Source organism: Bacillus sp. X1(2014), from assembly GCF_007678255.1.
In genome coordinates this window covers 326248-352158 of the sequence record NZ_VEED01000002.1, presented here as the reverse complement: position 1 = coordinate 352158, position 25911 = coordinate 326248, and the positions used below count along the sequence as shown (strand labels likewise).

Annotated in this window: 28 protein-coding genes; 21 read left to right on the top strand and 7 right to left on the bottom strand. The window is 38.7% G+C overall.

What is annotated here, in order from left to right; genetic code table 11:
* The first annotated feature begins 233 nt into the window (after positions 1-233).
* The 8 genes from FS608_RS05650 (at position 234) to FS608_RS05615 (ending at position 7584) form a co-directional block, all read left to right on the top strand.
* Positions 234-1799, top strand: coding sequence for an acetate--CoA ligase (locus FS608_RS05650; RefSeq protein ID WP_483861887.1), 1566 nt, complete (start codon positions 234-236; stop codon positions 1797-1799).
* Positions 1800-1925: 126 nt separating this feature from the next.
* On the top strand, positions 1926-3311 hold the full coding sequence (locus FS608_RS05645; RefSeq protein WP_395947628.1) for an MATE family efflux transporter: 1386 nt from the start codon (positions 1926-1928) through the stop codon (positions 3309-3311).
* An 87-nt stretch (positions 3312-3398) separates the two neighbouring features.
* Positions 3399-4295 carry a carbohydrate kinase family protein gene (locus FS608_RS05640; RefSeq protein WP_144548278.1) on the top strand — a complete coding sequence of 299 codons (897 nt, stop codon included), beginning with the start codon at positions 3399-3401 and terminating at the stop codon, positions 4293-4295.
* Between the two features lie 79 nt (positions 4296-4374).
* Positions 4375-5274 carry a formyltetrahydrofolate deformylase gene (gene purU, locus FS608_RS05635; RefSeq protein WP_144548277.1) on the top strand — a complete coding sequence of 300 codons (900 nt, stop codon included), beginning with the start codon at positions 4375-4377 and terminating at the stop codon, positions 5272-5274.
* A 149-nt stretch (positions 5275-5423) separates the two neighbouring features.
* On the top strand, positions 5424-6107 hold the full coding sequence (locus FS608_RS05630; protein WP_222127305.1) for a helix-turn-helix transcriptional regulator: 684 nt from the start codon (positions 5424-5426) through the stop codon (positions 6105-6107).
* Between the two features lie 6 nt (positions 6108-6113).
* Positions 6114-6752, top strand: coding sequence for a GTP cyclohydrolase I FolE (gene folE, locus FS608_RS05625; RefSeq protein WP_144548275.1), 639 nt, complete (start codon positions 6114-6116; stop codon positions 6750-6752).
* Between the two features lie 15 nt (positions 6753-6767).
* On the top strand, positions 6768-6968 hold the full coding sequence (locus FS608_RS05620; RefSeq protein ID WP_144548274.1) for a CDGSH iron-sulfur domain-containing protein: 201 nt from the start codon (positions 6768-6770) through the stop codon (positions 6966-6968).
* Positions 6969-7161: 193 nt separating this feature from the next.
* Positions 7162-7584 (top strand): SRPBCC family protein, encoded by a 423-nt coding sequence (locus tag FS608_RS05615; RefSeq protein WP_144548273.1) that lies wholly within the window; start codon positions 7162-7164, stop codon positions 7582-7584.
* Positions 7585-7702: 118 nt separating this feature from the next.
* Here FS608_RS05615 and guaD read toward each other — a convergent pair whose 3' ends face one another.
* Positions 7703-9067, bottom strand: a complete 1365-nt coding sequence (guaD, locus tag FS608_RS05610) for a guanine deaminase (protein ID WP_144548272.1) — start codon at positions 9065-9067, stop codon at positions 7703-7705.
* 203 nt (positions 9068-9270) lie between these two features.
* Between guaD and FS608_RS05605 the strand changes: the two genes are divergently transcribed.
* On the top strand, positions 9271-10839 hold the full coding sequence (locus tag FS608_RS05605; protein ID WP_144548271.1) for a catalase: 1569 nt from the start codon (positions 9271-9273) through the stop codon (positions 10837-10839).
* Positions 10840-10900: 61 nt separating this feature from the next.
* Here the strand turns inward: FS608_RS05605 and FS608_RS05600 are convergent, their stop codons facing one another.
* Positions 10901-11578, bottom strand: a complete 678-nt coding sequence (locus tag FS608_RS05600) for a Dph6-related ATP pyrophosphatase (RefSeq protein ID WP_144548270.1) — start codon at positions 11576-11578, stop codon at positions 10901-10903.
* 509 nt (positions 11579-12087) lie between these two features.
* Here FS608_RS05600 and FS608_RS05595 point away from each other — a divergent pair.
* The 7 genes from FS608_RS05595 to FS608_RS30095 all read left to right on the top strand — a co-directional run bounded on the left by FS608_RS05595 (position 12088) and on the right by FS608_RS30095 (position 19313).
* Positions 12088-13467, top strand: a complete 1380-nt coding sequence (locus FS608_RS05595) for a sigma-54 interaction domain-containing protein (protein WP_260871584.1) — start codon at positions 12088-12090, stop codon at positions 13465-13467.
* 306 nt (positions 13468-13773) lie between these two features.
* Positions 13774-14880, top strand: coding sequence for an iron-containing alcohol dehydrogenase family protein (locus tag FS608_RS05590; RefSeq protein WP_144548268.1), 1107 nt, complete (start codon positions 13774-13776; stop codon positions 14878-14880).
* 62 nt (positions 14881-14942) lie between these two features.
* Positions 14943-15932, top strand: a complete 990-nt coding sequence (locus FS608_RS05585) for an ABC transporter substrate-binding protein (protein WP_144548267.1) — start codon at positions 14943-14945, stop codon at positions 15930-15932.
* Between the two features lie 111 nt (positions 15933-16043).
* Positions 16044-16850: an ABC transporter permease gene (locus FS608_RS05580; RefSeq protein WP_313958694.1), complete on the top strand. Its 807-nt coding sequence runs from the start codon at positions 16044-16046 to the stop codon at positions 16848-16850.
* On the top strand, positions 16850-17707 hold the full coding sequence (locus FS608_RS05575; protein ID WP_144548266.1) for an ABC transporter ATP-binding protein: 858 nt from the start codon (positions 16850-16852) through the stop codon (positions 17705-17707). The genes FS608_RS05580 and FS608_RS05575 overlap by 1 nt, the downstream gene beginning before the upstream one ends.
* Before the next feature lie 45 nt (positions 17708-17752).
* Positions 17753-19075, top strand: coding sequence for an aspartate aminotransferase family protein (locus FS608_RS05570; RefSeq protein ID WP_144548265.1), 1323 nt, complete (start codon positions 17753-17755; stop codon positions 19073-19075).
* A 55-nt stretch (positions 19076-19130) separates the two neighbouring features.
* The gene (locus tag FS608_RS30095) at positions 19131-19313 is read left to right on the top strand and encodes a hypothetical protein (RefSeq protein ID WP_186328616.1); all 183 of its coding nucleotides are present in this window, start codon (positions 19131-19133) and stop codon (positions 19311-19313) included.
* Here the strand turns inward: FS608_RS30095 and FS608_RS05565 are convergent.
* Entirely contained in the window at positions 19310-20134 is an 825-nt protein-coding gene (locus FS608_RS05565) for a hypothetical protein (protein WP_144548264.1), read from the bottom strand. The two genes, FS608_RS30095 and FS608_RS05565, sit on opposite strands and share 4 nt — an antisense overlap.
* Positions 20135-20312: 178 nt before the next feature.
* On the opposite strand from FS608_RS05565, the gene FS608_RS05560 reads away from it, so the two are divergent.
* Both FS608_RS05560 and FS608_RS05555 read left to right on the top strand, forming a co-directional pair.
* Positions 20313-20876 (top strand): class I SAM-dependent methyltransferase, encoded by a 564-nt coding sequence (locus FS608_RS05560; RefSeq protein ID WP_144548263.1) that lies wholly within the window; start codon positions 20313-20315, stop codon positions 20874-20876.
* A 69-nt stretch (positions 20877-20945) separates the two neighbouring features.
* Positions 20946-21539, top strand: a complete 594-nt coding sequence (locus FS608_RS05555) for a class I SAM-dependent methyltransferase (protein WP_144548262.1) — start codon at positions 20946-20948, stop codon at positions 21537-21539.
* A gap of 85 nt (positions 21540-21624) precedes the next feature.
* On the opposite strand, the gene FS608_RS05550 is transcribed toward FS608_RS05555, so the two are convergent.
* Positions 21625-21918: a hypothetical protein gene (locus FS608_RS05550; RefSeq protein ID WP_144548261.1), complete on the bottom strand. Its 294-nt coding sequence runs from the start codon at positions 21916-21918 to the stop codon at positions 21625-21627.
* A 175-nt stretch (positions 21919-22093) separates the two neighbouring features.
* Between FS608_RS05550 and FS608_RS05545 the strand changes: the two genes are divergently transcribed.
* Entirely contained in the window at positions 22094-22597 is a 504-nt protein-coding gene (locus tag FS608_RS05545) for a hypothetical protein (protein WP_144548260.1), read from the top strand.
* 49 nt (positions 22598-22646) lie between these two features.
* Here the strand turns inward: FS608_RS05545 and FS608_RS05540 are convergent, their stop codons facing one another.
* Complete coding sequence (locus FS608_RS05540; RefSeq protein WP_144548259.1) at positions 22647-23159, bottom strand: CBO0543 family protein; 513 nt, start codon at positions 23157-23159, stop codon at positions 22647-22649.
* A 144-nt stretch (positions 23160-23303) separates the two neighbouring features.
* On the opposite strand from FS608_RS05540, the gene FS608_RS05535 reads away from it, so the two are divergent.
* Entirely contained in the window at positions 23304-24026 is a 723-nt protein-coding gene (locus FS608_RS05535; protein WP_144548258.1) for a DUF2161 domain-containing phosphodiesterase, read from the top strand.
* A gap of 43 nt (positions 24027-24069) precedes the next feature.
* Here FS608_RS05535 and FS608_RS05530 read toward each other — a convergent pair whose 3' ends face one another.
* A complete protein-coding gene (locus FS608_RS05530) occupies positions 24070-24879 on the bottom strand; it encodes a cytochrome c oxidase assembly protein (protein ID WP_144548257.1) in 810 nt (269 codons plus the stop codon).
* Positions 24866-25354 (bottom strand): DUF2243 domain-containing protein, encoded by a 489-nt coding sequence (locus FS608_RS05525; protein WP_144548256.1) that lies wholly within the window; start codon positions 25352-25354, stop codon positions 24866-24868. The genes FS608_RS05530 and FS608_RS05525 overlap by 14 nt, the downstream gene beginning before the upstream one ends.
* A gap of 212 nt (positions 25355-25566) precedes the next feature.
* Here FS608_RS05525 and FS608_RS30090 point away from each other — a divergent pair, with 212 nt between their 5' ends.
* Positions 25567-25740, top strand: coding sequence for a hypothetical protein (locus tag FS608_RS30090; protein WP_186328615.1), 174 nt, complete (start codon positions 25567-25569; stop codon positions 25738-25740).
* The last annotated feature ends 171 nt before the right edge of the window (positions 25741-25911 follow it).

Below are 25911 nucleotides of genomic sequence, written 5' to 3'. Positions count from 1 at the left end.
CTTACGAAGCCAACTATTTTTTATAGTTGGTTTTTTGGGGTTTTTATTTAAGACCAGATAATAGGTCTTAGTATTGGTCGAGGCGAAATAATTTACATAGTTCTATAAAGTGATATTATTATAAGAGTAAATATTGCTGAGCATCTAGTGTTATTACCAGATACTAACTATGAAGATTCAAACGAATTACGCTGGGAACCCCAAATCTAAACTACTAAGAATGGAGATTGACAATTGTGGATTTGAAATCATTGATCGCACCAGAGCGCTTTAATTTAGCAAGTGAAATTTCTAAGCATCTTTCCGAAAAAATAGCTTTACGATGGCTAAATGAACTTGGAGAAACGAAAACGATTTCTTATGCTCAGTTAATCACAAAAGCCAATAAACTAGCTAATGGATTAACGAAGCTAGGACTAGAGAAAGGTGACCGGGTTGTTGTTATGAGCACTCGTCTCATTGAATCCTATATTATTTATTTAGCCTGTTTAAAAGCGGGATTCGTCATTAGCCCTTCTTCAGAACTTTTACGAGCAAAAGATTTACTGTATCGCTTAAATCATTCGGAAGCAAAAGCCGTCATTTCTTATTCTGAGTTAATTGAAGAATTTGAAAATATTAAAGAGGAAACTCCCTTTTTACAATATAAGATTGCTTTTGGTCAGGAAGTACCAAATTGGCTTTCCTTAGAAGCGTTAGCCGCTGAGGAGTCAGAAATTTTCAGTGATGTCGATACGTTGAGTGAGGATTTTGCCTTTTTAGCTTATACATCTGGGACAACCGGTCAGCCAAAAGGAGTTGTTCACAGCCATGGCTGGGGGTATGCACATTTAAGAATTGCGGCGTCAAAATGGCTGAATATTAGTGAGGACGATCTGGTTTGGGCTACAGCTTCCCCAGGGTGGCAAAAATGGGTCTGGAGTCCATTCTTATCGATTCTAGGTTCAGGTGCCACAGGTTTTATCTATCATGGCAGGTTTAATCCGCACAAATATTTACATCTTCTTCAAGATCATCAAGTAAATGTTTTATGCTGCACACCTACCGAATACCGGATGATGGCTAAATTAGATGATCTTTCCACCTTCGATCTATCCCATTTGCATACGGCTGTTTCTGCCGGTGAAGCACTAAATCGGGAAGTCATCGATGTGTTTAAAGAACAATTTAAGATCCTGATTCGCGATGGCTATGGTCAGACGGAAAGTACGTTATTGATAGCGAATTTAAATGTTGATGAGAAAAAATTGGGATCCATGGGACAGCCGCTGCTAGAAGAATTTATTGATGTTATCGATGAAGACGGTCATCCGGCACCAATCAACCAAGTCGGAACCATTGCGATTCGAAGTGATTTCCCGGCATTATTTAAACAGTATTATAAAAATCCGGTGACTACGGCTTCATCTTATCAAGGTCAATATTTTCTGACAGGTGACCGTGCATTGAAAGACGAGGAAAATTATTATTGGTTCCAAGGCCGCAAAGATGATGTCATTATCAGTTCTGGATATACGATTGGACCATTTGAAGTAGAAGATGCATTAATGAAACATAAATCAGTTAAGGAGTGTGCGGTAGTCGCTTTACCGGACCCAATCAGAGGAAATGTTGTTAAAGCATTTGTTGTGTTGAAAGATGGGATTTTTGGAACAGCGGAGTTAACCACGGAGTTACAAGGATTTGTTAAGAAATTAACGGCTCCTTATAAGTATCCAAGGGTGATCGAATATATCGATGCACTGCCTAAAACGGACTCGGGGAAAATTCGTCGTGTAGAACTGCGAACGCAACGATAAATGGACATTTCTGACAGAAGGTAAAAACCTTTACGCACTTCCAATTCGTGGTATAATAAGCCGTATTAAAATATGGTCGGTACCTTTCCATAAATTCCATTAAAGAAGTGTTGTGTATTGAATAAAATAGAATTGAATATTAGGCACAGAACGGTTTCTTTGTTAGATAAGTATTTTTCTGGCGAATCCATAGATTACAAGAAAATATTTGCCATTATCCTGCCGATTTTCGTAGACCAAGCCTTTTTAATTATCATGAGTTTATTAAACACAGCGATGATAAGTTCGGCTGGAGTGGCTGCAGTTAGTGCTGTGAGTATGGTAGATTCATTGAATATTTTCCTAGTTAATGTATTTATAGCGGTCGCAACAGGCGGGACTGTGATTGTTGCCCAATATAAAGGGAGCGGGAACGGGGAGATGGTGTCCAAAACGGCGACCCAAGCAATAACTGCCGTTACCCTTTTTTCAGTCCTAATCAGCACCTTAGTCATTATATTTCATACGCCAACCTTAAACCTGTTATTTGGTAAAGCGGAAGCGGATGTATTTCAAAACGCTCGAATTTATCTAATCGGCAGTTGTCTTTCATATCCATTCATCGCGGTCTTTCAAGCAGTTACTGGTGCGTTAAGAGGTGTGGGGGAAACGAAACCCTGCTTAAATTTATCGTTAGTCATGAATTTAACCAATACGATTCTAAATCTACTATTAATTACATTCTTTCACATGGGTGTGGAAGGGCTCGTCATTTCCACGCTTTTAGCTAGATTTTTAGGAATGGCTGCTTCTTTGGTGTATGTCTTAAAATACAATGAGACCATCCGCTTCAAGATAAAAAATGCGGTTAGAATCGACCTTTCTATTTTAAAAAAGGTCATGTTTATAGGGCTGCCCTTCGCTGCAGAACAAATCTTTTTCAATGGTGGAAAGCTGCTTACGCAAACATTTATTGTCCAGTTAGGAACCCTTTCACTTACCGTTTTTGCAATTGCCAATGTGTTAATGATGGTATATCAAATCGGACCTAATTCCATCAGCATTGCCATCGTTACCATTGTGGGGCAGTGTATTGGGCGAAGGAATATTGCTGACGCAAGGAAATTTATCTTTTCGTTAATTGGCCTTTCCTCGATTATTTTTGTCATTGCCGCTTTATTGTTATTACCATTGTTTCCGGTGTTGATAAAAATGTTCAATCCACCTGAAGAAATTGTTCCCACAATCTATACTCTTGTGGTAATAGGTGCCATTGCTCAACCACTACTATGGTCACCAAGCTTTATTATGCCATCAGCATTACGGGCAGCGGGGGATTCGAACTTTACTTCGATTGCCTCATTGCTGTCCATGTGGTTGTTACGGGTTATTTTAGGTTATGTTTTAGGAATTACCTTAGGATTTGGGATTGTCGGTGTCTGGGTCGCCATGATTGTAGAATGGGGCACTCGCGGAATCATCTTTGGTCTGCGTTTTAAAGGGAAAAAGTGGTATGCACATAAGCTAGTTTAATCTCGTAAACGATCCTCCTCAACCATTTTCAATTGAGGAGGTTTTTTCATATAATCATCATAGAACCATCATTGAAGGAGGACCATCTTGGTACAAAAAGGAGTTATTTCACTGGGAGAAGCATTTATAGACTTTATTTCAATTGATCAAACGAATACCAAATACCAGCAACTGTTGGGCGGTGCTACCGTAAATGTGGCAGCGGGGACAAAGAGACTCGGGATTCCTGCTTATTATTTATGTAAACTAGGGACCGATGAAGTTAGTCAATTTGTGCAGCAAGAATTCAAGAAGGAACAAATTGATACTTCATTTTCTGTACGCACTTCGAGTAAGAGCATCTGTGGTGTATATGTGCATTTAAATGAAAATGGTGAGCGCTATTTTCATTCATACGTCAATCTTACGCCAGATGAGGTATTATTTGAAGATGAATTGCGAAGGGAAGTTTTTGCAAAGGCAAAGATATTTTATTTTGGTTCAGGAACACTTTTTCATAAAAAAGCTAGGAAGACAACTGAAAGGGCACTGATATATGCTAAGGACGCTGGCAACATCATCGCCTTTGACGCCAACCTTCGTCTCAAGCGTTGGGAAAGTGAGGAGTATTGCCGCCAAACCGTTTCTTCCTTCCTTAAATATGCTCATATCGTGAAGCTCGCTGAAGATGAGTTGCAATTTTTAACCGATACAGATTCATTAGATGCTGGAATCGATCAATTATCTAAATGGCAGATTCCCTACCTGTTTATCACGATGGGAAGCAAGGGGGCATGTGCAATTTTTAACGGAAACAAAGTTTTTGTTCCTGCTCCGATCGTGGAAGCGATCGATACAACCGGTGCAGGTGACGCATTTATGTCAGCCCTTCTGTATAGCTTTCATGAAAAAGGTCAGCCGGAAAGTCTAACCCAATTAGAAGAGTACCTTCAATTAGCAAATAAAGTTGGAGCTGCCGCGACAACGGTCAGGGGTTCGTTGTAGGAATTTTCAAAATAATGATTAACTAATGTGACAAACTAATGTATAATGTCTAAAACAACATTTTGAGAGGTTTTGTGACATGAACGCATATATAAAAGATCAGATTGAATTATTTCAGGAAAAGAATAAGAACCGGGGTTGTCTCTTAGTAAGTTGCCCTGACCAGCCCGGAATAGTTGCGGCGATTTCAAAATTTTTGTTTTCCTATAATGCAAATATTATTGAGTCTAGTCAATATTCAACTAATCCAGAGGGAGGCACTTTTTTCATTCGAATTGAATTTGAATGCCCGGGTTTAAAGGAAAAAGCGAAGGATATGGAAAATAAGTTTGTTGAAATTGGCAAGAAGTTTTCCATGGAATGGAACCTAACGCATGTTTATCATGTGAAAAAAGCGGCAATCTTTGTATCGAAAGAACTCCATTGTTTGCTTGAACTTTTATGGGAATGGCAAAGCGGCGATCTAATGGCTGATATTGCCCTTGTGATCAGTAATCATGAAACCGCAAGAGAGGTTGTCGAAGGGCTGAACATCCCGTTTTATTACGTACCTGCCAATAAAGATATTCGTGGACAAGCCGAAGCTACACAACTGAAACTCCTAAAAGAGTATGAGATTGATTTCGTGGTATTGGCCCGATATATGCAAATCTTATCTCCAACATTTGTTGAAGAAAATCCGAACAAAATTATCAATATTCACCATTCATTTTTACCAGCCTTCGTTGGGGCAAGACCATATGAACGGGCATTTGGCCGCGGTGTTAAATTGATTGGTGCCACTTCTCATTATGTGACTAATGACCTCGATGAGGGACCTATTATCGAACAGGATATCAGTCGGGTCGACCACCATGATAATGTCGATAGCCTTAAAAAGATCGGTCGTAGAATTGAAAGAAGCGTTTTGGCCCGAGCAGTAAAGTGGCACATTGAGGACCGCATAATTGTCCATCAAAATAAAACGATTGTTTTCTAGTAAATCCCTATGAAAGGGATTTTTTTTTGCCTTTGAAAAATGAATTTTTCCATTTATTCAATAAAAATCTTGAACTATTCCAAAGGTAGGTGAATATACATTTAAGAAAGCGCGGGGAGGGGAGAGATCTGAGTTTTAAAGCCGAACATTTGTCGGAACCAAGAAGAAGAATCGTTCATGCTATTAAAACAAGTGGTGCTTCATCCATGAGCGAACTGGCCTCATTGTTAGATATGTCCGGTGAGGCCGTCCGTCAGCATCTTCTCCATTTAGAAAGAGATGGCTGGATTGTCAGGATTTCCGAAAAGCAAAATGGTATTGGCCGACCTCACATCCGATACCGATTAACCTCTGCTGGTGAACATCTCTTTGATAAGAATTATGATCACTTAACGATTGAAGTTCTTGATACGATGGTTGAACATCTCGGAATGTGTGCCCTAAAAAATGTGCTTACTGCGATGGTTGAAGAAAGGGTTCGTGAATGGGAACCGAAAATGTTGGGGCTAAGTATCGACGAAAGACTAGAAGTGCTTAAGGATTTTTATGCAAAAGATGACTCTTATATGGAAGTAGTCAAAAAGGGTAAGGATTATTATCTAATTGAGCGGAATTGTCCCTTTCATAATGTAGCACTTGAGCGTCCTATATTGTGCAGTGTGACAGTATCTGTACTTACCCGGTTGCTTGGATGCAAGGTGCACCGAGAACAACGTCTACAGAATGGTGATGGCTGCTGTGCCTTTCGAGTTCAACAAAATGAGCAAGTGAATCATCCCACCCTTTGTTTAATCATCGAGGATGATCCCTCCAATACCATGTCAAAGGAATGATGTGAAATGACTAGTGATCAATATCTTTTACTAACTGAAAAGTTCCCAAGTTTGTTTAAACCTCATGCACAGGAAACCCATCGAAATTTAATGGATGTAAATTTTTTTACTTCAGCGATTAGACAATTAATTCAACTGTGTGGGGATGATCCTGATCGAGATGGACTGCAAGATACCCCATTTAGGGTACTTAAAGCATTCCTTGAATACACCGAAGGTTATCATGAGGACCCCAAACTCCATCTCGAAAAGACGTTTGATATTGAACATAAGGGACTGATTTTAGTAAAGGATATTGAGTTCTTTTCGATGTGTGAACATCATTTCGCTCCGTTTTTTGGCGTGGCCCATGTGGGTTATATCCCAAATGAGAAAATCACTGGCTTATCAAAAATTGGTCGAATGGTGGATGGGTATGCGAAAAGATTTCAGGTGCAAGAACGGCTTACATCGCAAATCGCCGCTGCGATGGAAGAGGTTTTGGAGCCAGAAGGAACAATCGTAGTCGTTGAAGCTAAGCATATGTGTATGTGCAGCAGGGGAACGAAAAAATCCACCACTTCTACCACAACCTCCAGCATGCATGGGCTATTTGGTACAGAAAGGGATTTACGATCAGAATTTTTTTCATTAATAAAAAACTGAGGAGATGTGATATGAATGGAAAATCAAATTAAGATTAATGATAATGGTCCATTGCAGGTAAGTGGTGATTTTCAGATTTTCGATGCAGAGGGCAAGGAATATCCAAAGAAGGCAAAAGTGTATCTCTGCCGTTGCGGTCTTTCCAACAAAAAGCCGTTCTGTGACGGTTCCCATAAAAAGGGAGGATTTGAAAGCAGTCCACGGGCCTCTGAATAAGGTGTCAGGCACCACGTGATAAAGCCAGGATGGGCAACCCCATTCTGGCTTTATAGTTTTATTGTTTTTCCTTTATCAATACTGGTGATTGCGGTTACATGGGAGAGTTGATAAGATATTAACAGGTTTGTGACATCATGAAGGAATTCAATCTAATAATAAACTCAGTATATGATGAAAGGCGGAAATTCAAATGACAACAAGCAATAATGAAAAAATCACTGTTCAATCAACTGTTCATGCGCCAGTAGCAAAAGTGTGGGAATATTGGACAGAGCCAAAACACATCACCCAATGGAACAATGCTTCAGATGACTGGCATACGCCAGTTGCGGAAAATGATTTAAAGGTTGGCGGAAAATTCCTAACAAGAATGGAAGCAAAGGATGGCAGTTTTGGCTTTGATTTTGGTGGAATTTATGACGAAGTGAAAGTAAACGAGGTTATTTCTTATACCATGGGGGATGGAAGAAAAGTAGCTGTTACTTTTAAAGGTCAAGGAAACGAGACAGAGGTAATCGAAACTTTTGACGCGGAAACCACCAATCCAATTGAAATGCAAAAAGCCGGCTGGCAAGCGATTTTAGATAACTTTAAAAAATATACCGAGCAATAAATTAATTGACAAGATCTTTTTCAGATATCATCTTCAATTAAATTGAGAGAATATAAATAAAAAAGTGACAGGCAACCCATTAAATGGTTGATGCCTGTCCCTTTTTTTTATAGGATCATTAACGGGAATGAACTTTTACTCCTTGTACCCAAACTTCACGGATGTTTTCAGGGGTTACTAGATACATAATTTTTTGAAATTTATCATGTAAATCTTCATTTGCATGATAAATAGGGAGTTTTGCGTATGTAACTGACGTATCAATGATTTGTACATCCCAAGCGTAGTTTTCCTCCAAGCGGCCGATCGGCAAATTTAAACTTTCTCCGCCACCAGCTGTTGCTAAATAGAACGCTTCATTAATTGTGATGCGTGAATTAGCTATACCACGTTCCTCAGCAGAAAGAGTGCTGTCCACGCCATCTTCTAACATTCTAGAAACAATCACTGCTTGTCTCACATTATCAAAAAGGCTGGGTGAAAAACCTCCAGAAAGGTCGGTTCCTAAACCAATTTCAACTCCTTTGGAAAGCAAATGTGCGATGGGTATAACACTATTGGCGAAATAAGCATTAGAGATGGGACAATGGCATACAGCAGTACCTGTGGCTGCGAATAATTCGGCGTCTTCATCATCTAAGAAATTACAATGCGCCATAACCGACTTTTCGCCTAATAAACCAAATTGATGTAAAGCAAACGCATCATTCTTACCGAAGCGCTCCTTAACATAACCATGCTCCCAATCACTTTCACTACAGTGCGATTGCACATACGTTCCATGTTTTTCAGCTAATTCTCCTAAACCTTTTAAGGCATCATCCGTGCAACTAGGTATAAAACGTGGGGTTACAACAGGATAAACACCTTGTTTCGTGCTCTTTGCTAATTTATTTACTGCTAAAATAAATTCCTCAGTGTCAGCTATGGCCGTTTGTGTATCAATGTCACGATAATAATCTGGATTTTGTTCAGGATTATCCATCACAACTTTTCCGACTAGTCCGCGCTGCCCTTTTTCAGCGCAAATTTCTGCTAGTAATAAACTTGCTTCTTTATGTACAGTAGCGAAATAAAGTGCCGTAGTTGTTCCGTTTGCGAGTAGGGTGCTAACGACATCTTCGTAAACATCTTTTGCGAAATCTAAATCCGAAAATTTCGACTCAAGAGGGAAGGTATAGGTGTTTAACCAATCATAGAGTGGAATATCTAATGCCGTTCCAGACTGAGCCCATTGCGGAGCATGTACATGTAAATCGACAAATCCAGGTAAGAAATATCGACCTTCAGCTAAGCGATGAAAGTTTTCCTCCTCTTGATAAGCATCTAATAAAGGCAGGTAGTCAGCCTCTTCTGAGGAAACGACTTTTTCAATCATACCATTCTCATTAATACAGAAAAGATGATCTTTTAATAGTTGGATTTCTTTTGGTGACTTGCTGGTAAAAGCAGTCCCCTGGAATACTTGTGTATATTTTTTCATGGATGGCACCCTTATGTTCATATTTTTAAAATAAATTTAGGTTCTCCTTTTATTGTAAGGATTTAACTTACCGTTTATCATATCAAAGCACATCATTAAATTAAAATTTTAAAGATATCAAACTTGTTGTGAGGACTGGAAGTTTTTACATAGATCATCAGCTTTTGGAAATACTTACAAAGGTAAAAAAAGGAGGTTTATAAATGGTTAATCAAGTAAATGGAGATAATGACAATTCTGAAGAAATATTAACCAATCGTCAAGGACACCCTGTAACAGATAACCAAAATGTTCGAACTGTTGGAAACCACGGACCTATAACGTTAGAGAATTATGATTTTTTAGAAAAAATCAGCCATTTTGACCGAGAAAAAATTCCAGAACGCATCGTTCATGCGCGCGGTGCCGGGGCTCATGGATATTTTGAGTCCTACGGAACGATTAATGGAGAACCGATTTCAAAATATACGAGGGCAAAGGTGTTTACGAATACTGAAAAACAAACACCTGTATTTGTACGTTTTTCGTCCGTTGTTCATGGCGGGCATTCACCAGAAACATTACGCGACCCAAGAGGATTTGCGATTAAATTTTATACAGAGGATGGAAACTGGGATTTAGTAGGGAATAACTTAAAGATATTTTTTATCAGAGATCCATTAAAATTCCCCGATATGGTCCATTCCTTTAAGCCTAGTCCGGTCACGAACCTGTCAGATCCGGAGAGGATGTTTGATTTTTTATGTCAAACCCCGGAATCCATGCATATGGTTACCTTTGTATTTTCTCCGTGGGGGATTCCGGCAAACTACCGGCAAATGCAAGGCTCAGGTGTGCATGCGTATAAGTGGGTGAATGAAGAGGGTAAAGCGGTTCTCGTTAAATATCATTGGGAGCCAAAACAAGGAATAAAAAATCTTAGTCAACAAGAAGCAGATGAAATTCAAAGCAAGAATTATAGTCATGCGACTCAAGACTTATATGAAGCGATTGAAAAAGGTGATTATCCAGAATGGGAACTTTATGTTCAAATCATGGAAGATGGAGAGCATCCGGAACTGGATTTCGATCCACTCGATCCGACTAAGCTGTGGTATAAAGAAGATTTTCCATGGCATAAGGTTGGGAAAATGGTCTTAAATAAAAATCCGGAAAATTACTTTTCCGAAGTGGAACAAGTCGCTTTTGGCACTGGTGTGCTCGTAGATGGCCTTGATTTCTCCGATGATAAATTATTACAGGGGCGGACCTACTCTTATTCTGATACCCAGCGGTATCGGGTCGGAACCAACTACTTACAGCTGCCTATTAATCGACCGAAAACACATGTTGCGACAAACCAAGACGGGGGCCAAATGGATTATAGACAGGATTTCGGTAAGTTAAAAAATCCTCATGTTAATTATGAACCATCCCTTATTGGTGGTTTAAAAGAAGCGAAGAACCCAGGTCAAGAACATCAGCCACATGTGGAAGGAAACCTAGTGAGAGAACGAATCTCGCGTGAGAATAACTTTGGTCAAGCTGGTGAAACCTACCGGCGATTTAACGACTGGGAGAAGAATGAATTAATTTCAAACTTATCGGGAGCACTTGCTTCTTGTCGAAAAGAAATCCAAGACCGTATGGTGGATATGCTGACACAATGTGATCCTGATTATGGAAAGAGAATTGCAGAAGGGATAAAGGAAGCTGGAAAAACTGTAGATTCAAAAATGGAAGATGCTGTGAAACAAGCTCAGGAAATGGGGGAACCTTCCGATCCGTATTAATAGTGGTCGAAATAACAAAGGGGGCACCCCCCTTTTGTTATTTTTAACCCATATCTTGGTCTTAACGCTCCATTAAGCTATAACTCTTAAATTCAAGTTTCTTTGTCGCTTCCAGCTGGATTAATTCTCCTTGTTCCAATTGAATTCTTCTTGAAAATAGAGGTCCATCATAGACAAAAGTATGATATTCACCTGCTTCTCCCATCGGACAAATAGTAGTCTTTTGTACATCTCGCAGGAAGGTCTCATCTACAATTCTACCAAGCCAGGTGTCATTTAGAACATCCTCCCGTACTCGAATCACAATTGCTTCATAACCCGATTGGACAAACTCACCTAAAGATTGTAAGGCTTCTTCTTTTTTCATCCATAATGGATACAGGGGCTCGACATCTGCAGCGGCTGCGACTTTTTCTCCCCATTCCCGATGTTCGTCTAAATAAAGATCTCCGTAAGCGATTCCCGTGACACTCAATTGAATTTTCAAGTATTCCACTGCGTTGACAAATTGACTTGTATAGTTTTCGTATGTACATTCAATAAAATGAACCGGTATGTTTAGAGCTTCACCTTGTAGTTTAATCATTTCTGTTCGCTCACCATGACCAAATGTCCGTCCTATTTCTTTAGGCACAGTTGTAACCAAGGAAACCACTTCAAATCCCTGCGAAATTAGGGTATCTAAGGCCATACAACAATCCTTCCCGCCACTCCACGATAAAGCAATTCTATTATTCAAGATTCATTCACCCTCATTTAAGATATTTTCATCGTTTGTCATATTGCTATTTTATCATAAAAAAAGGCAACTGAACCCAAACGGTCTCATCCAAAAAAGCAAAGAGAGAGTATGATGCCCGTTACACCGAATTTTCGGCCTTAGCGGTAATCATAGAGAGAGTATGATGCCCATTACACCGAATTTTTGGTCTTGGAGGGAACCGAAGAGTTCGTATGATGCCCGTTATATTAATTTATTGGTCATAGCGGTAATCATAGCGTAATAGTATGTCTCTTATGAAGTTTTCACTACGAATGTGAATCCACTACATGCCTTTAATTCAGTACTTATTGCCTCTTCAATTTCAGATGAAAGATTTTAATTATACAAAATCGAATAATTTATTCAAAAAAGTATAAATTTTATCAATTATCTGATATAACTGTACTATCAAGAAGTTTGCCTTATTTTCTATTCAAAAATGAATAAAATATTGCTTGGCTAAGTTCGAGAAGGGAGGAGAATTTGTGAGTGATGAAAAAAAAGTTTGGAATGAAAGTGAGGCCATCCTTCATTCATTACAGGACGATATTTTAGTTACCGACACAGATGGGATTATTTTGAAGGTAAGTGAAGCAACCGAAGGAATCTATAATATGAAGTCCAATGAAATGGTCGGCCGGTCCGTTTATGAACTCGAAAAAGAAGGGGTTTTTACACCGATTTTGACGCCGTTGGTTATTAAAGAAAAAAAGAAAATAACCCTGGTTCAAACAACTAATAACGGGGATAAGTTGCTTGTAACCGGGATACCTGTCTTTGATCATAACAATAATTTGGTACGAATCGTCAGTTATTCACATGATGTTACCGAGTTACTTAACATGAAAAAATACTTAACGAACATCGAAGACGAAATGGAACGAGTGAAAAGTGAACTGGAAATGCTAAGAAATCTTCAATTTGATTCAGACGGAATGATTGCAACGAGTACGGAAATGAAAAAAGTACTTCAACTCGCCCTGCAAGTGGCTGAAATTGATGTTAATGTGTTGCTGCTGGGCGAAACCGGTGTTGGGAAAACACATATTGCGAAGTTCATTCATAAAAAAAGTTCTCGGAAAGACGGTCCTTTTATCGAGGTAAACTGCGGTGCGATCCCCGAAGCGCTGTTTGAGGCAGAGTTTTTCGGATATGAGACAGGGGCATTTACTGGGGCTCATTCAAAGGGCAAGATCGGGCTAGCAGAGCTTGCAGAAGGCGGAACCTTATTTTTAGATGAAATTGGTGAGTTATCGTTAGCCAATCAAGTGAAAATCCTCAAATTCATTCAGGAAAAGCAATTTTACCGTGTTGGTGGAACGAAGCTGCGAACCGTTGACTTTCGTATTCTTGCCGCAACAAATAGAGACCTAGAGAAAGCAGTGGAAGAAAAAATCTTTAGACATGACCTTTACTTCCGTTTAAATGTTGTACCCATTACCATCCCGCCATTAAGAAAGCGATCAACCGATATCATCCCGTTAATTGAACACTTTTTAACGTATTTTTCTAAAAAGTATCACCGTGAACGAAGCCTTGATGAAGGTGTTTTGCATCTGCTATTTACACAAGAGTGGAGGGGAAATGTTAGAGAATTAATCAATTTAATTGAAAGACTGGTAGTTACTTCTCCGAAACAACTAATTGAAATCGAAAACCTGCCGCCTCATTTTCGAAGATCTTATCATCCTGAGACGTCTGTTGATGACAATAATCGTTCATTGAATGAGATTCTTGATAGTGTGGAAAAGCAAGTGTTACTTAAGACTAGGAAACAATATAAAACAACAATAGACATGGCAAAAGCATTAGGGATAAGTCAGCCTTCTGTGTTTAGAAAGCTCAGAAAATACGGAATAGATTAAAACTGGCATAAAACTTGCATAATTATTTAGGTGTGAGACACAAACAAAGCGACCACATAAGCATCGAAATCCTGATCAAAAGGGGGTAATTTCAAGGCGAAAAGAAAGGTGATTGGTTATATTTATACAACAATAATATAAGGTAATATTTCTAAATAGTATATTTTATGTATTTTTATAGTTATAATTGTATTTTTACTTGATAATAGAAAATTAAGAAAATATATTGACATAAAGTTGACAAGTATTTATATTTATAGAATATTATTCATTTTTAAATAATTTATAAGGGATTTGGGGTGTAATATGAAAGTAACGGTGGGACCAGCTCAATATATTAGAAATAGTGGTTTACTAGAAGACGCGGGTAGGTACATAAAAAAATTTGGAAAAACAGCCGCTCTTATTGGAGGCCAGATTAGTAGAGGACTGGTAGAAGATACATTAAGAAAGAGTTTGTCAGAACACGAGATTTTATTAAAACATTCGCTTTGGTATGGTGGTGAATCATCTCAGGAGAATATCGATCGATTAGTAGCCGACTTAAAGGATAAACAGATTGATGTTCTTATTACGACTGGTGGAGGCAAAGCCATTGATACAGTAAAAGCTGTTGCCTATCAACTTAACAAACCGTTAATAGCCATCCCAACCATCGCAGCAACCTGTGCAGCAGCTACGCCTATTACCATCCTATATAGTAATGATGGTGAATTTATTGGGATTGAACGAAAGTCGAAGGCACCTGAATTAGTCTTAGTCGATTCGGAAATCATCCTGAACGCACCGGTACGCTTTTTAATCGCAGGTATTGGAGATACATTGGCAAAATGGTTTGAGACCAAATCCTCAGTGAAAAAAGCGACGCCTAACATATTAAATCAGACGGCTGTTGCGATCGCGGGACAGGTTTATCAAACGCTGCTTCATATTGGGAAAAAAGCTGTCACATCTGTTCGAACCCAAACAGTGACAAAAGAGTTAGAAGATGTCATTGATACCATTATTTTGGTCAGTGGCAGTGTCAGTGGGTATGGCGGGGATGATTGCCGAACAGCAGGAGCCCATGCGATTTATTCTGGGTTAACGATTTTTCCTGAAGTACATCATACCTATCATGGGGAAATTGTTGCCTTTGGGATCCTTGCACAGTTGTGTATGGAGAATACCAGCGAGGACGAATTGAAAAAGTTAATAAATTATTATCAGGAAGTAGAACTTCCATTTACTTTAAAGCAAATGGGAATAACGAACTTAACAGAAAGTCAGTGGCAGAAGTTTGGGGAAATTACTGTTACCATCGAGGATATGGCAAATATGCCATTTGAGGTCTCACCTGAAATGGTAATTGATGCTGTTCGCCGCGCTGACGAAATAGGGAATGGAATGTTACCTGGTGTCATTCATTCTTAACTCTGTTTAATAGAGTAATAGATAAAAAGCGATATATTTTTAAAAACAAGGGGGAATTTGAAGTGAAAAAGTGGTTATTGGTTATTTGTTCACTGATGTTGCTATTCGCACTAGCAGCGTGTGGTAAAAAGGATGTAGCAAGTAGTGCAAAGGATGGGAAGTCGTCTGAGCCATTGAAAGTGACGCTGCCAACCTGGACAGGGTATGGTCCGTTATTTTTAGCGAAAGAAAAAGGCTTTTTCGAAAAGAATGGGATTGATGTTGAACTTTCCATTGTAGAAGGATTAGGAGAACGTAAACAAGCATTAGCCAGTGGGAAAATTGATGGGATGGCGACGGCACTGGATGTACAAGTGTCCTTAGCAGCATCTGAAATTCCAGTACAAGTGGTTTGGTTATTGGATGATTCATACGGCGGGGATGGGATCCTCGTAAAAAAAGGAATTAATAGTGTGAAAGATTTAAAGGGCAAACAAGTTGCATTTGAAGTTGGTTCAACTAGCCATATGTTAGCACTGCAAGCATTAAAACAAGGCGGATTAACTGAAAAGGATGTACAAGTGGTACAAATGTCTGCCGGTGATGCAGGTGCTGCCTTTGCCGCTGGTAAAGTGGATGCGGCTGTTACATGGGAGCCATGGTTATCAAAAGGGGCACAAGCAAACGGTAAGGTTTTGTTAACAACCAAAGATTTATCTGGAATTATCGTCGATACGGTCAGCTTTAAAGAAGATGTGATCAAGAACCGTCCGAAAGATGTTAAAGCTTTTGTAAAGGCGATGGGCGAAGCCATGACATATTGGAAAGAGCATGAAAAAGAAGCCAATGAAATTATGGCTAAGGGTTTAAATATTGATGTCAAGGAATTTGAAGGAACGGTTACTGGTTTAAAATTCTTCTCAAAAGAGGATAATGAAAAGTTATTTGGAACAGAAAGCGCAAAAGGTTCCATCTATCAATCAACTGAAAATGCGATTTCGTTCTATAAGGATCAAAAACTTCTTAAAACCGAGCCAAAAGCAGAAGATGTTATCAACCCAAGTTTCCAATAATGATAAGATTTAAGTAAGTTTAAGGATTCACTTTAAACAGCCTGACTTATGAGATGTTTTTTTGACCTCATCAGTTAGGCTTTTTTACAAAATAGACGCATAAGAAAATAGGTGAAAAAATTGATCGCAAAATTATTTACTCCTAATAAGGAAATACCCAAAGTGTTTTATACGTCGGCGGGCTTTATAACATTTATTATTTTTCTATTAGTTTGGTCTGTACTTAGTTATGGACAGTTCGTCAATCCTTTGTTCCTACCTACTCCTTCTGCAGTATTGTCTACCGCGGTGGATATGTTCGTAAATGGTCAAATTCTTTCTGATATAGGGATCAGTTTTACTAGGGTCCTGTTTGGATTTCTTGCTGCAGCCATTATTGGCATACCGCTTGGGATCTTAATGGGGTCACTAAGGATTATGGAGGGAGCTTTTGAACCAATCATTGGTTTCATTCGTTATATGCCGGCATCTGCTTTCATTCCCTTACTGATTCTTTGGATTGGTCTCGGTGAGACAGAAAAAATGAGCGTAATTTTCCTTGGAACATTTTTTCAACTGACGTTGATGATTATGGACGTCACCAAGAATGTCCAAAATGATTTAGTCGATGTTTCCTATACATTAGGGGCAAAGAAGGCACAAGTGTTTACAAAAGTTATCCTCCCAGCTTCTTTACCTGGAATTGTTGACACCCTCCGGATTACGTTTGGCTGGGCTTGGACGTACTTAGTGGTTGCTGAAATTGTTGGTGCATCTAGCGGTTTAGGGTATATGATCATGCAGGCTTCTCGTTTTCTGCAGCCAGATAAAATCATCGTTGGAATCTTGATTATTGGTATCCTAGGGCTGATTACAGATATTCTCTTTAAAGCCATATACAAGGCTTCGTTTTCTTGGATGAGAAAGGATGGTTTTTAATGGTAACACCTCAATTGAATGTTAAAGAAAAGGAAAAAATAGTTGTACCAAAACAAAGAGAATCTCTTTTAAATATGACTGGAACCCCAAAACTAGAAATTAAAGAGGTTGGAAAAGTTTTTAAAACGAAAAAAGGTGAAACGACCGCATTGGAAAAAACCTCCTTTTCAATTGAGGAAGGGGAATTCGTCACGATTTTAGGACCTTCTGGCTGTGGGAAGTCAACCGTGTTAAGGATTGTCGCAGGGTTAGAGGAAGCAACTTCTGGCCAAGTGCTCCTTGATGGGCAGGAAATCCATGGTCCGGGACCAGATCGTGGGATGGTATTTCAATCATACACGTTATTTCCATGGTTATCAGTGAAAGACAATATTACCTTTGGTTTAAAGCTAAAGGGTGTATCTCAAAAAGAGAGAGACGATATTGCTAGACACTACTTGCAATTAATCGGTTTAGAAGGATTTGAAAATCATTTTCCGATTCAGTTATCTGGCGGGATGAAGCAACGTGTCGCGATTGCTCGAGCGTTGGCAAACGATCCAAAAATTCTATTAATGGATGAACCGTTTGGAGCATTGGATGCCCAAACCCGAAACATAATGCAGGAAGTGCTCTTGAAGGCATGGGAAGAGTCGAAAAAGACAATTCTATTTATCACTCACGATGTCGATGAGTCGATCTTTTTAGCCGATTCAGTATATGTTATGACTGCAAGACCAGGGCGTTTAAAGAAAAGGATCCCGATTGCATTGGAGCGGCCAAGGGATTTCAGCGTGAAAGCCTCCGCCCAGTTTGCCGAATATAAAGAAGAATTATTGTCGCTCATTCGAGATGAAACATTAAAAGCGATTAAGTAAAACTACAATTTTTAGAGATAAGTATTAGAATACGGAGGTCAAAGTATGGATAACAAATGGGATCACTTGGTGAAAAATATGCCAAATCGACTGGCACCTAGTATGGCAAAGGATCATCCAAATCTACCGGTGGTAAAAGAGGAAGGCTGCTATTATTTTGGGGTAGATGGAAAAAAATATCTTGATTTTACGTCTGGGATTGCGGTAACAAATGTCGGACACCGTCATCCTAAGGTGGTCCAAGCGATTAAAGATGCAGCCGATGGATTGATGCACGGTCCTTCTGGCGTAATTATGTATGAGTCCATTTTACGATTGGCCGATGAACTCGCCGAAATTTTACCTGGAGACCTTGATTGCTTTTTCTTTGCCAATAGTGGGACGGAAGCAATCGAGGGAGCTCTTAAACTAGCAAAATATGCAACGAAACGTCCGTATGTTATTTCCTTTACCGGTTGTTTTCATGGTCGTTCGTTAGGTGCATTAAGTGTGACTACATCTAAAAGCAAATATCGGAAATTCATCCAGCCATCTGGTCTTACTTATCAAGTACCCTATGCGAATGTTAAAGAGTGTCCAGAAGGTATGGATCCTGAGACCTATGTGATTGAGAAATTAGAAAAAGATTTCGCTTCATTATTTAGTCATCAGGTAACACCGGAAGAGGTGGCCTGTGTTATTTTAGAACCGGTACTCGGTGAAGGCGGTTATGTTGTTCCTCCAAAGGGCTGGTTAAAAAAAGTTCGTGAAATTTGTGATCGACATAATATTTTACTTATTTTTGATGAAGTTCAAACCGGATTTGGCCGTACCGGTCAATGGTTCGCAGCTCAAACCTTTGATGTTACCCCTGATATTATGGCCATCGCTAAAGGAATTGCTAATGGCCTGCCGCTTAGCGCAACGGTTGCTTCCGCTGAATTAATGAAACAATGGCCTCTCGGAAGCCACGGAACGACATTTGGGGGTAATCCGATTGCTTGTTCTGTTGCACTGGCAACCTTGGAAGTGATGAAGGAAGAAAACCTTCTTGAAAACACTAGGAATATGGGGAGTTATGCTGTTCAGGAACTAGAAAAGATCAAGGAACGACACCCTGTTATAGGTAGCATCCGCGCAGTGGGCTTAATGATTGGAATTGAAATCATTGATCCAGTGACAGGTGGACCAAATGGAGAAGGATTGTTAAAAATTCTTGATCTTGCTCTTGAAAAGGGTGTACTATTCTACCTTTGTGGAAACCATGGGGAAGTGATTCGAATGATTCCACCATTAGTCGTCACTAAGGAACAAATTGATGAAGGTCTCCGTATGTTTGATGAAGCATTAACGGAGTATGAAGCGTCATTGATGCAGCCAGTTAAATAATCAACAGTAAATTTGGTCGCCAATTCTTGTTGGCGACCTGTTTTAATTAAAGGCTGTGTTAAAAGTTAATGTCGATTTTGGCTCTCTGTTGATTGGAGTGGAAGGCACGAAGACTCCTGCGGGAGTACGGGGCAGGGGAGACCCCGCAGGAGCAAAGCGACGAGGAGGCTTCCCGGCACGCCCGCGGAAAGCGAAGTGCCTGGAACGGAAATCAACAGCCAAGTTTAACACAGCCTAATTAAAAAACACCCCGTTGTGCATTGAAGTCATATAATAGTCGAGGGCCTTGCTTCTTGCCCTATCTAATTTTTCAGGGTTGTGAAATGAAAAGTATTTTAAGATGAAGTCACTGTAGCCAAGTTTGTTTATAAGGTACAAAACATTATTGGGGATCAACATTTCTTCTGGGTTTTCTAAGTCAACCACAAATGAATAAAAGTCATTTCTTTTATTATCTTTGCTATAACAAAGGAAACAAGGGTGTTTCCTATCGGAAATTATATACTTTTCTAGAATGTAGGAAGTAATCCTGCCTTGGAAATGAATCATTTCTTTGGGGATTAGCGGCAAGTTCTGCCTATTTAATTCTTCTTTTGTAAGTGATAGATTAACATATTCATTGCAATACAAGTTATATCTTCTAAGGTTCTTGACCTGGTTTAGAGTAGGATGTAAGTTCTTCCGTCCATAAAATGTGGTGATTTTGAATACCTTATCTGTGTTTTCATAAGTAAAAACTATATCATTATCAATAGAGCCAATGCCATGGGCGAGTTGATCTATCCTATAAGAACAATTTCGGAAAATTATTTCCAAGGATTTTTGCAAGGAATCTAGACTGATTATCGGGCCAACTCTTTCGTTCCATCGATCGAGCGCATGCTGGTCTATTGAAATCGGTTTGGAAGGACAAAGGATACTTTTTGTGTCTTTATAGGTATTCATTTCTTCATAAAGTAAGTTTATATTTTTAATCTGCATGGTAAAAGGATACCCTTCAGCCTTAATGATTTTTATATATTTTGGTTTTAATAAGCGATTAATAATATAATTTCTCATTTTGCCCTCCTTTTTAGATTTTTCAGTCTACTTTAGATACCTTTATTATATCAGACACAATTAACTAATATTGGAATGTAACAAAATAAAATTTTATTTCAGTGATCTGAATCTAAATGGACAATTCTACTTTAATGCTGTAGGTTAGGTCTATATCCAAGTGTTAAGGAGTTTTCAAATGGACAGTAAAACGAAATGGAATAATAAATATAAAGATCGTATGATTGACATAAAAGAACCTGTACCAAATCCAAGACTAGAAAACCTTTCTGTGTATTTAAATGGAGGCACTGCGCTTGACCTAGCGTGTGGTCTTGGGGGAAACAGTTTGTTCCTTGCAAGAATGAATTATCAAGTTCATTCTATTGATATTTCGGATGTGGCGATTAACTTTATTAGGGAACGTTCCGCACAGGATAATCTCAAAATCCAAGCACAAGTGTGTGATCTAACAGAATGGAGCAATCCAATCATGACCAATTCTACATATGACATAGTTGTTATTACTTATTATCTCGATCGCTCACTTTTCCCAATTGTGAAGAGCGTGACTAAAGAGGGAGGTTACTTTTTTATGGAAACCTTCAACCAATCACCGAGAATCGAGAATCAGGGAGTATCTAGTCAATATAAACTTCTCCCCAATGAATTGTTGGCCGAATTTAGTGATTGGAATGTCTTATTTTTTGAAGAAAATGAACAGGAGGGCAGACAAACGATATTTTGTCAGAGGAAGTGTTAATAGTTAAATATTCTAGTTTCCCATAAAATTATTATGTAAACTTAAGCAGTTTGTTTGGAGTGGATAATTTTGAGTCAATTATTTGCCAATTGGTATGATTTTTTTATGAAGCCGTTGGAGAAAAAGAAGTTTAAGAGGATTCGGAAGGAACTCCTTGCGAAGGCAACGGGAAGCGTTCTAGAATTAGGATCGGGTACTGGGATTAATTTTCCTTTATACGAGGAACCTGTAATAGTAACTGCGATAGAACCGAGTCAGTACATGATTGAGCGTTCATTATCTAAACATAGACAAGCAGTTATCCCTATCGAAATAGTACAGGCAAGTGCAGAAGAATTGCCATTTGAAGCGGATACTTTTGATACCGTTGTGGCAACACTAGTATTTTGTACCATTCCAAATCCTGAAAAAGCCATTATAGAGATGAAACGAGTTTGTAAGCCAGGTGGAAAAATTCTTCTATTTGAGCATGTAAAAATGCAAAATCAGTTCCTATCCTCACTTCAGAACTGGCTAACTCCAGCGTGGAAGAAAATCTGTGATGGCTGTTGTTTAAATAGAGATACCGTAGGGTTACTAAGGAGTAACGAGATATCTATTATTCAAATGAAACAATATTTTCGTGATTTATTTATTTATGCAGAAGCCGTAAATAGGAAATAGGGACTTAAATAAAGGCTGCTGCTACAGGTTAATTAACTGTAGGAGCAGCCGTTTACTATTAAAGCACTGGTTTTTACACCCTATTTTAATCCTTGATATCAACATGACCATTTTCATCAATTTCGATGGTTGTATAGCTTTTAAATGTGTTAATGTTAGTGATTTCATGCTGAACGACGCTTGCGAAGCTCTCCATGTATGGCTTGTACACTTCAGGATCTTTGACGAGATGATAGAAATTAACTCTTCTTCCATCTTTCATATCTGTCATTCTCAGTAAAAATTGATCCCCAAATTGCCCTTTAAACCACTCTCTTGCTTCCCCATGACTAGTGAATTTAGGTATTTGGTTAGGATCAATGGAATAATTTTGATTCATTTACACATGCACCTCTTTCCAATAAATTTCCCCTTTTAATATTCCCCATTGGCATAGAAATTATTGTGTAGTAAAAGTTTATAGGAAAAATACTACTGACCACATTACTATGGTAAATTTAAAGAGTGAATTTTCGGTATAGAATGATTTAAACAAATGTATGGAGGATAGGTTAATGGTAGTTGTAAAATCAGTTACAATCGATGGTGAAAGTATCCATGTTTTTAGAAACGGAATCTATATCTTTGAATCGAGCTCCGGCTTTACCTTAGAATTGGATCTGATTGTGAGTGAGATTGTTGTAAAAAAATATAAGACCGTCGAAAACGTCATTGTCGAGATAGAATTAGAGGATGGTAGAATAATCAATTCCATCATGCACGTGAAAATATTGACAGGCGGATTACCACAAATAAATTTATTCTGTGAACTCGATGATATTCATGACTACGAAGGTTTCACTCGGGTTGGCGAAAATGATTCTTGGTTTCCGAATATAGAAGATGGTATTACGATAGAAGAAATAAGAAAAATCGAAATGCCCAATGAGGACGTTAGTATTAAACTAAATTTACCAATCGACCAGGTCGAATGGATTAAAAAACATAAAAAGAAAAGTTTGAATGAAATGTTTCAAAAATTAATTTATGAATATTGGGAAAAACAAGATGCAAATTAATTTTTTGGGTGGTGAACACACGGAGAGTGCCTGACACCCAAAAATTGAATTACTTCATTTTGCTCAGGGTCACATTAAAGACCATACAGAGAAAAAGAGCAAAAACTGCGGAAAAGATTAGGGCTAGGATGGGCTTTTTAAAATGGATTCTCATAATCATAAACATGACAATCACAAATAGGGTTGACCATAATAAGTTCCAATGATGGTGGTAGGAGATGGATCCTCCTTTTATCGCCAAATATTCCATTAGTATATAAATAATAGTAAATAAAGCAATGTAAATGGCTTGTGTAAGGGCTCTTTTTTTAAAGGGATATTTTGAAAGGTATACCCACGAAGATAGGGGCATTCCAATCAAAGTTAGTAACATAATCGGAATCATTGAAAACTGAATTCCATTTGGTTCCAGTTTCCAGAGCTGGTAGTTATAACAAAGAAGCTCATATAATGCGTTCCCAAGTGATGCAAAGAGCATTGTAGGGTAATAGGGTTTCCAATTACGGTCTGCAAATATAAATGCCGCAATGATCCAAAAAATAGAATAAATGATGGCAATCATGAAGTACACTCCTGAAGATTTAGTAAATACTATATTTCCCCCAAAAAAGGTATCTCATCCAGAATGGATACCTTTTAAAATGGAGTGAATGCGTTTCATTGGATAATATGATTCTTAAGGTTTGCATTGGGATGGTGATACCGGATGAAGGAAACAAAGAAGCTGCAAGAAATAGATTTATATAAACCCATTCAGACCTATTTTGTCCGTGAAGGTTATGAGGTTTACGGTGAAGTGAAAGACTGTGATATTGTTGCTGTCAAGGATGAAGAGTTAATTGTTGTCGAATTAAAGCTCACTTTAAGTGTGGACTTACTAATCCAAGCAGCCAAAAGGCAGCGGATTACAGATAAAGTTTATGTGGCGATCCCGAAACCGAAACATCGTTTGAATTCCAAAAAGTGGACAGAGAAATGCCATTTAATTCGCAGGCTAGAGCTCGGATTAATCGTTGTTTCGAGCCCCGGGAAACGCGGAAAAGCAGAAATAATATTTAATCCTGCCCCATTTAAGCATAGAAAAAACAAACTAAAGCGCGAGTCTATTATAAAGGAAATTAATGGCCGCAGTGCAGACTATAATGTTGGTGGCAGTAATCGGACCAAGATTATGACTGCATATAAAGAAAATTGTATCCAAATTGCTTGTAATCTTGAATGTTTTGGTCCATTGTCACCTAGGAGGTTAATTCAATTAGGAACCGGGAATAATACCTCATCCATTTTGACGAAGAATTATTATGGTTGGTTTGAAAGAATTAAACGAGGAACCTATGTGATAACGGAAAAGGGGATAGCAGAAATAAAAGAATATCCGGAGTTAGTAAATTATTATTTAACTAAGCTAAGTGATGAGAATGTTACATAAGATTATTAGGCTGCCCCAAGATTTCTTGGGACAGTCTTTTTACTTATTTAATACTAATAACCTCATTCATTCTGGGGCGGGTTTCTTTGAACCATTGGTAACAAAAGATCGTAATCAGAATCAAATCAATGACATCGCCGCCATAATACATGACCAATCCGCCCGTTTTGGCTTGTTCAATCGGAACTCCCATAGGGGGATGAGCATAAATATATTTTGAAAGGATGCCGTGACTTGCCAAGGCGATTATCAATACACATGAACGATAGAGATAACTCGTCCGGTGTGGGTGCGGATCTGCATAAATAAAGGCACCTGTGAAAAGATAGCCTGCTAGAAATACGTGCAGGTGAACCGCAATTTGAACCAGCCCGTTATGTTCCATTGTCTGATAAAGGCTAGTCGTATATAGGACCCAAAGGCCTCCAACATTCAGGAGAGAGGCCGTCAACGGATGACTGATTAGTCGAATGGGATTACTTTTTAAAATATGGGATAACGTCCGTGCGTGCTTCACGTCAAGTGTTCGAAGAATCAGTGTCACTGGGCATGCCAAGACCAGTAATAGGGGCGCTAGCATTCCGAGAAGGAGATGGCCGAGCATATGAGCCGTGAAATCTTGATGAGAACGAGTAGCAAGTGGGCCAATAATAACCGATAATGCACAGAAAATACCTGCAATCCACATGACAATACGGTAAAACTGCCATGGTTTTTTCCTCCGCTTAGCTCGGATGGCTGCGTAAAGATAAATGACTAATGCAATGAAAAACGGCACTGATAAAATCATTTGGAGGCTTAGTCCATGGGGTTCCATCCCAGCCCTATGCTGAAGATGATTAATTACTTGCATGGTTGGTTGTAACTCCTGTTTTATTTGATTTCCTTCCTGAGCGAGCGAGGAGAGCAATGCCAATTACTATTATCATAACTGAGGTTATGTACCAAACCATGTCGTAAAGGACGATACTTACATCGTAGCGAATTTGGTGCAGCCCCATTAATTTATGCTGGATGGTACCATCGTATAATTGAAATCCACCTGCACCAAGGAATAACCCTCCAAACCACCTCATAGGCAGCCAGCCGCCTCGGCGGCGAAGGTCGGCAAGCATGAATAAGGATCCAACAGTAGCAAACCAACTAAAGGCATGAAAAAATCCATCAGAAACAAGTCCGATCCCAGTCGTGGATTTATCGTAAAAATGATGCCAATGCAGTAGTTGATGAAAAACTGCTTCATCGATAAAAGCGACCAGTCCTATGCCAAAAAGTAAGCCGGACCATAGATTTTTAGGGTAATTTTTTTTATTATTCTTTTCCGCCATTTTCTTCTCCTTTAAGAAACGAAATCTTCTGCCTTTCAATTTACCCTAAATGATTGAACCATAAACAGGAGCAGGTTGGATTCTTCTCCTTGGATATTGTTGTTTTTGAGTTGATAGCTAAATTTGTTGATAAAAATCTTATTTTTAAATTCTCTGCAAATTGTCAAAACTGATAAGCAGAGGATGATTAAGATAAGGAAGGAGACATATGTATGAGTAAACCTTTTGAATACCCGGAAATGTACTATAACGAAGTCATCTATTTTTTAGAAACGAAATGGAAGCGTCGACTAAGTGATCATGAGAGGCATGTTCTCATTGAAGGCTATCGATTCGGGCGGCTGGTTGAGGCAGAAAATGAAATCAGAATTCTCTCAGTGAAGTAATTTTTCTGTATGATAATTTCAAATAACAGCTGTTTCTGCCATAATGCTTAATTTATAAAATTTTAAAAAACCTTGCTCAATGTAAGGTTTTTTCTCGTTTTAAGTATTGTATAATAAAGGAAGCGTTTCATTTTTTTACATTAAAGGTAACGGCGTCCTTGGTCAGCACTA

Bases quoted from the DNA above. Each gene is read 5' to 3' on its own strand.
- FS608_RS05530 (WP_144548257.1), bottom strand. From the start codon at position 24,879: ATGCAAGTAATTAATCATCTTCAGCATAGGGCTGGGATGGAACCCCAT.
- purU (WP_144548277.1), top strand. From the start codon at position 4,375: ATGAACGCATATATAAAAGATCAGATTGAATTATTTCAGGAAAAGAAT.
- FS608_RS05575 (WP_144548266.1), top strand. From the start codon at position 16,850: ATGGTAACACCTCAATTGAATGTTAAAGAAAAGGAAAAAATAGTTGTA.
- FS608_RS05560 (WP_144548263.1), top strand. From the start codon at position 20,313: ATGGACAGTAAAACGAAATGGAATAATAAATATAAAGATCGTATGATT.
- FS608_RS05565 (WP_144548264.1), bottom strand. From the start codon at position 20,134: ATGAGAAATTATATTATTAATCGCTTATTAAAACCAAAATATATAAAA.
- FS608_RS05525 (WP_144548256.1), bottom strand. From the start codon at position 25,354: ATGGCGGAAAAGAATAATAAAAAAAATTACCCTAAAAATCTATGGTCC.
- FS608_RS05605 (WP_144548271.1), top strand. From the start codon at position 9,271: ATGGTTAATCAAGTAAATGGAGATAATGACAATTCTGAAGAAATATTA.
- FS608_RS05590 (WP_144548268.1), top strand. From the start codon at position 13,774: ATGAAAGTAACGGTGGGACCAGCTCAATATATTAGAAATAGTGGTTTA.
- FS608_RS05535 (WP_144548258.1), top strand. From the start codon at position 23,304: ATGAAGGAAACAAAGAAGCTGCAAGAAATAGATTTATATAAACCCATT.
- folE (WP_144548275.1), top strand. From the start codon at position 6,114: ATGACTAGTGATCAATATCTTTTACTAACTGAAAAGTTCCCAAGTTTG.
- FS608_RS30090 (WP_186328615.1), top strand. From the start codon at position 25,567: ATGAGTAAACCTTTTGAATACCCGGAAATGTACTATAACGAAGTCATC.
- FS608_RS05545 (WP_144548260.1), top strand. From the start codon at position 22,094: ATGGTAGTTGTAAAATCAGTTACAATCGATGGTGAAAGTATCCATGTT.
- FS608_RS05540 (WP_144548259.1), bottom strand. From the start codon at position 23,159: ATGATTGCCATCATTTATTCTATTTTTTGGATCATTGCGGCATTTATA.
- FS608_RS05570 (WP_144548265.1), top strand. From the start codon at position 17,753: ATGGATAACAAATGGGATCACTTGGTGAAAAATATGCCAAATCGACTG.
- guaD (WP_144548272.1), bottom strand. From the start codon at position 9,067: ATGAAAAAATATACACAAGTATTCCAGGGGACTGCTTTTACCAGCAAG.
- FS608_RS05550 (WP_144548261.1), bottom strand. From the start codon at position 21,918: ATGAATCAAAATTATTCCATTGATCCTAACCAAATACCTAAATTCACT.
- FS608_RS05615 (WP_144548273.1), top strand. From the start codon at position 7,162: ATGACAACAAGCAATAATGAAAAAATCACTGTTCAATCAACTGTTCAT.
- FS608_RS05620 (WP_144548274.1), top strand. From the start codon at position 6,768: ATGGAAAATCAAATTAAGATTAATGATAATGGTCCATTGCAGGTAAGT.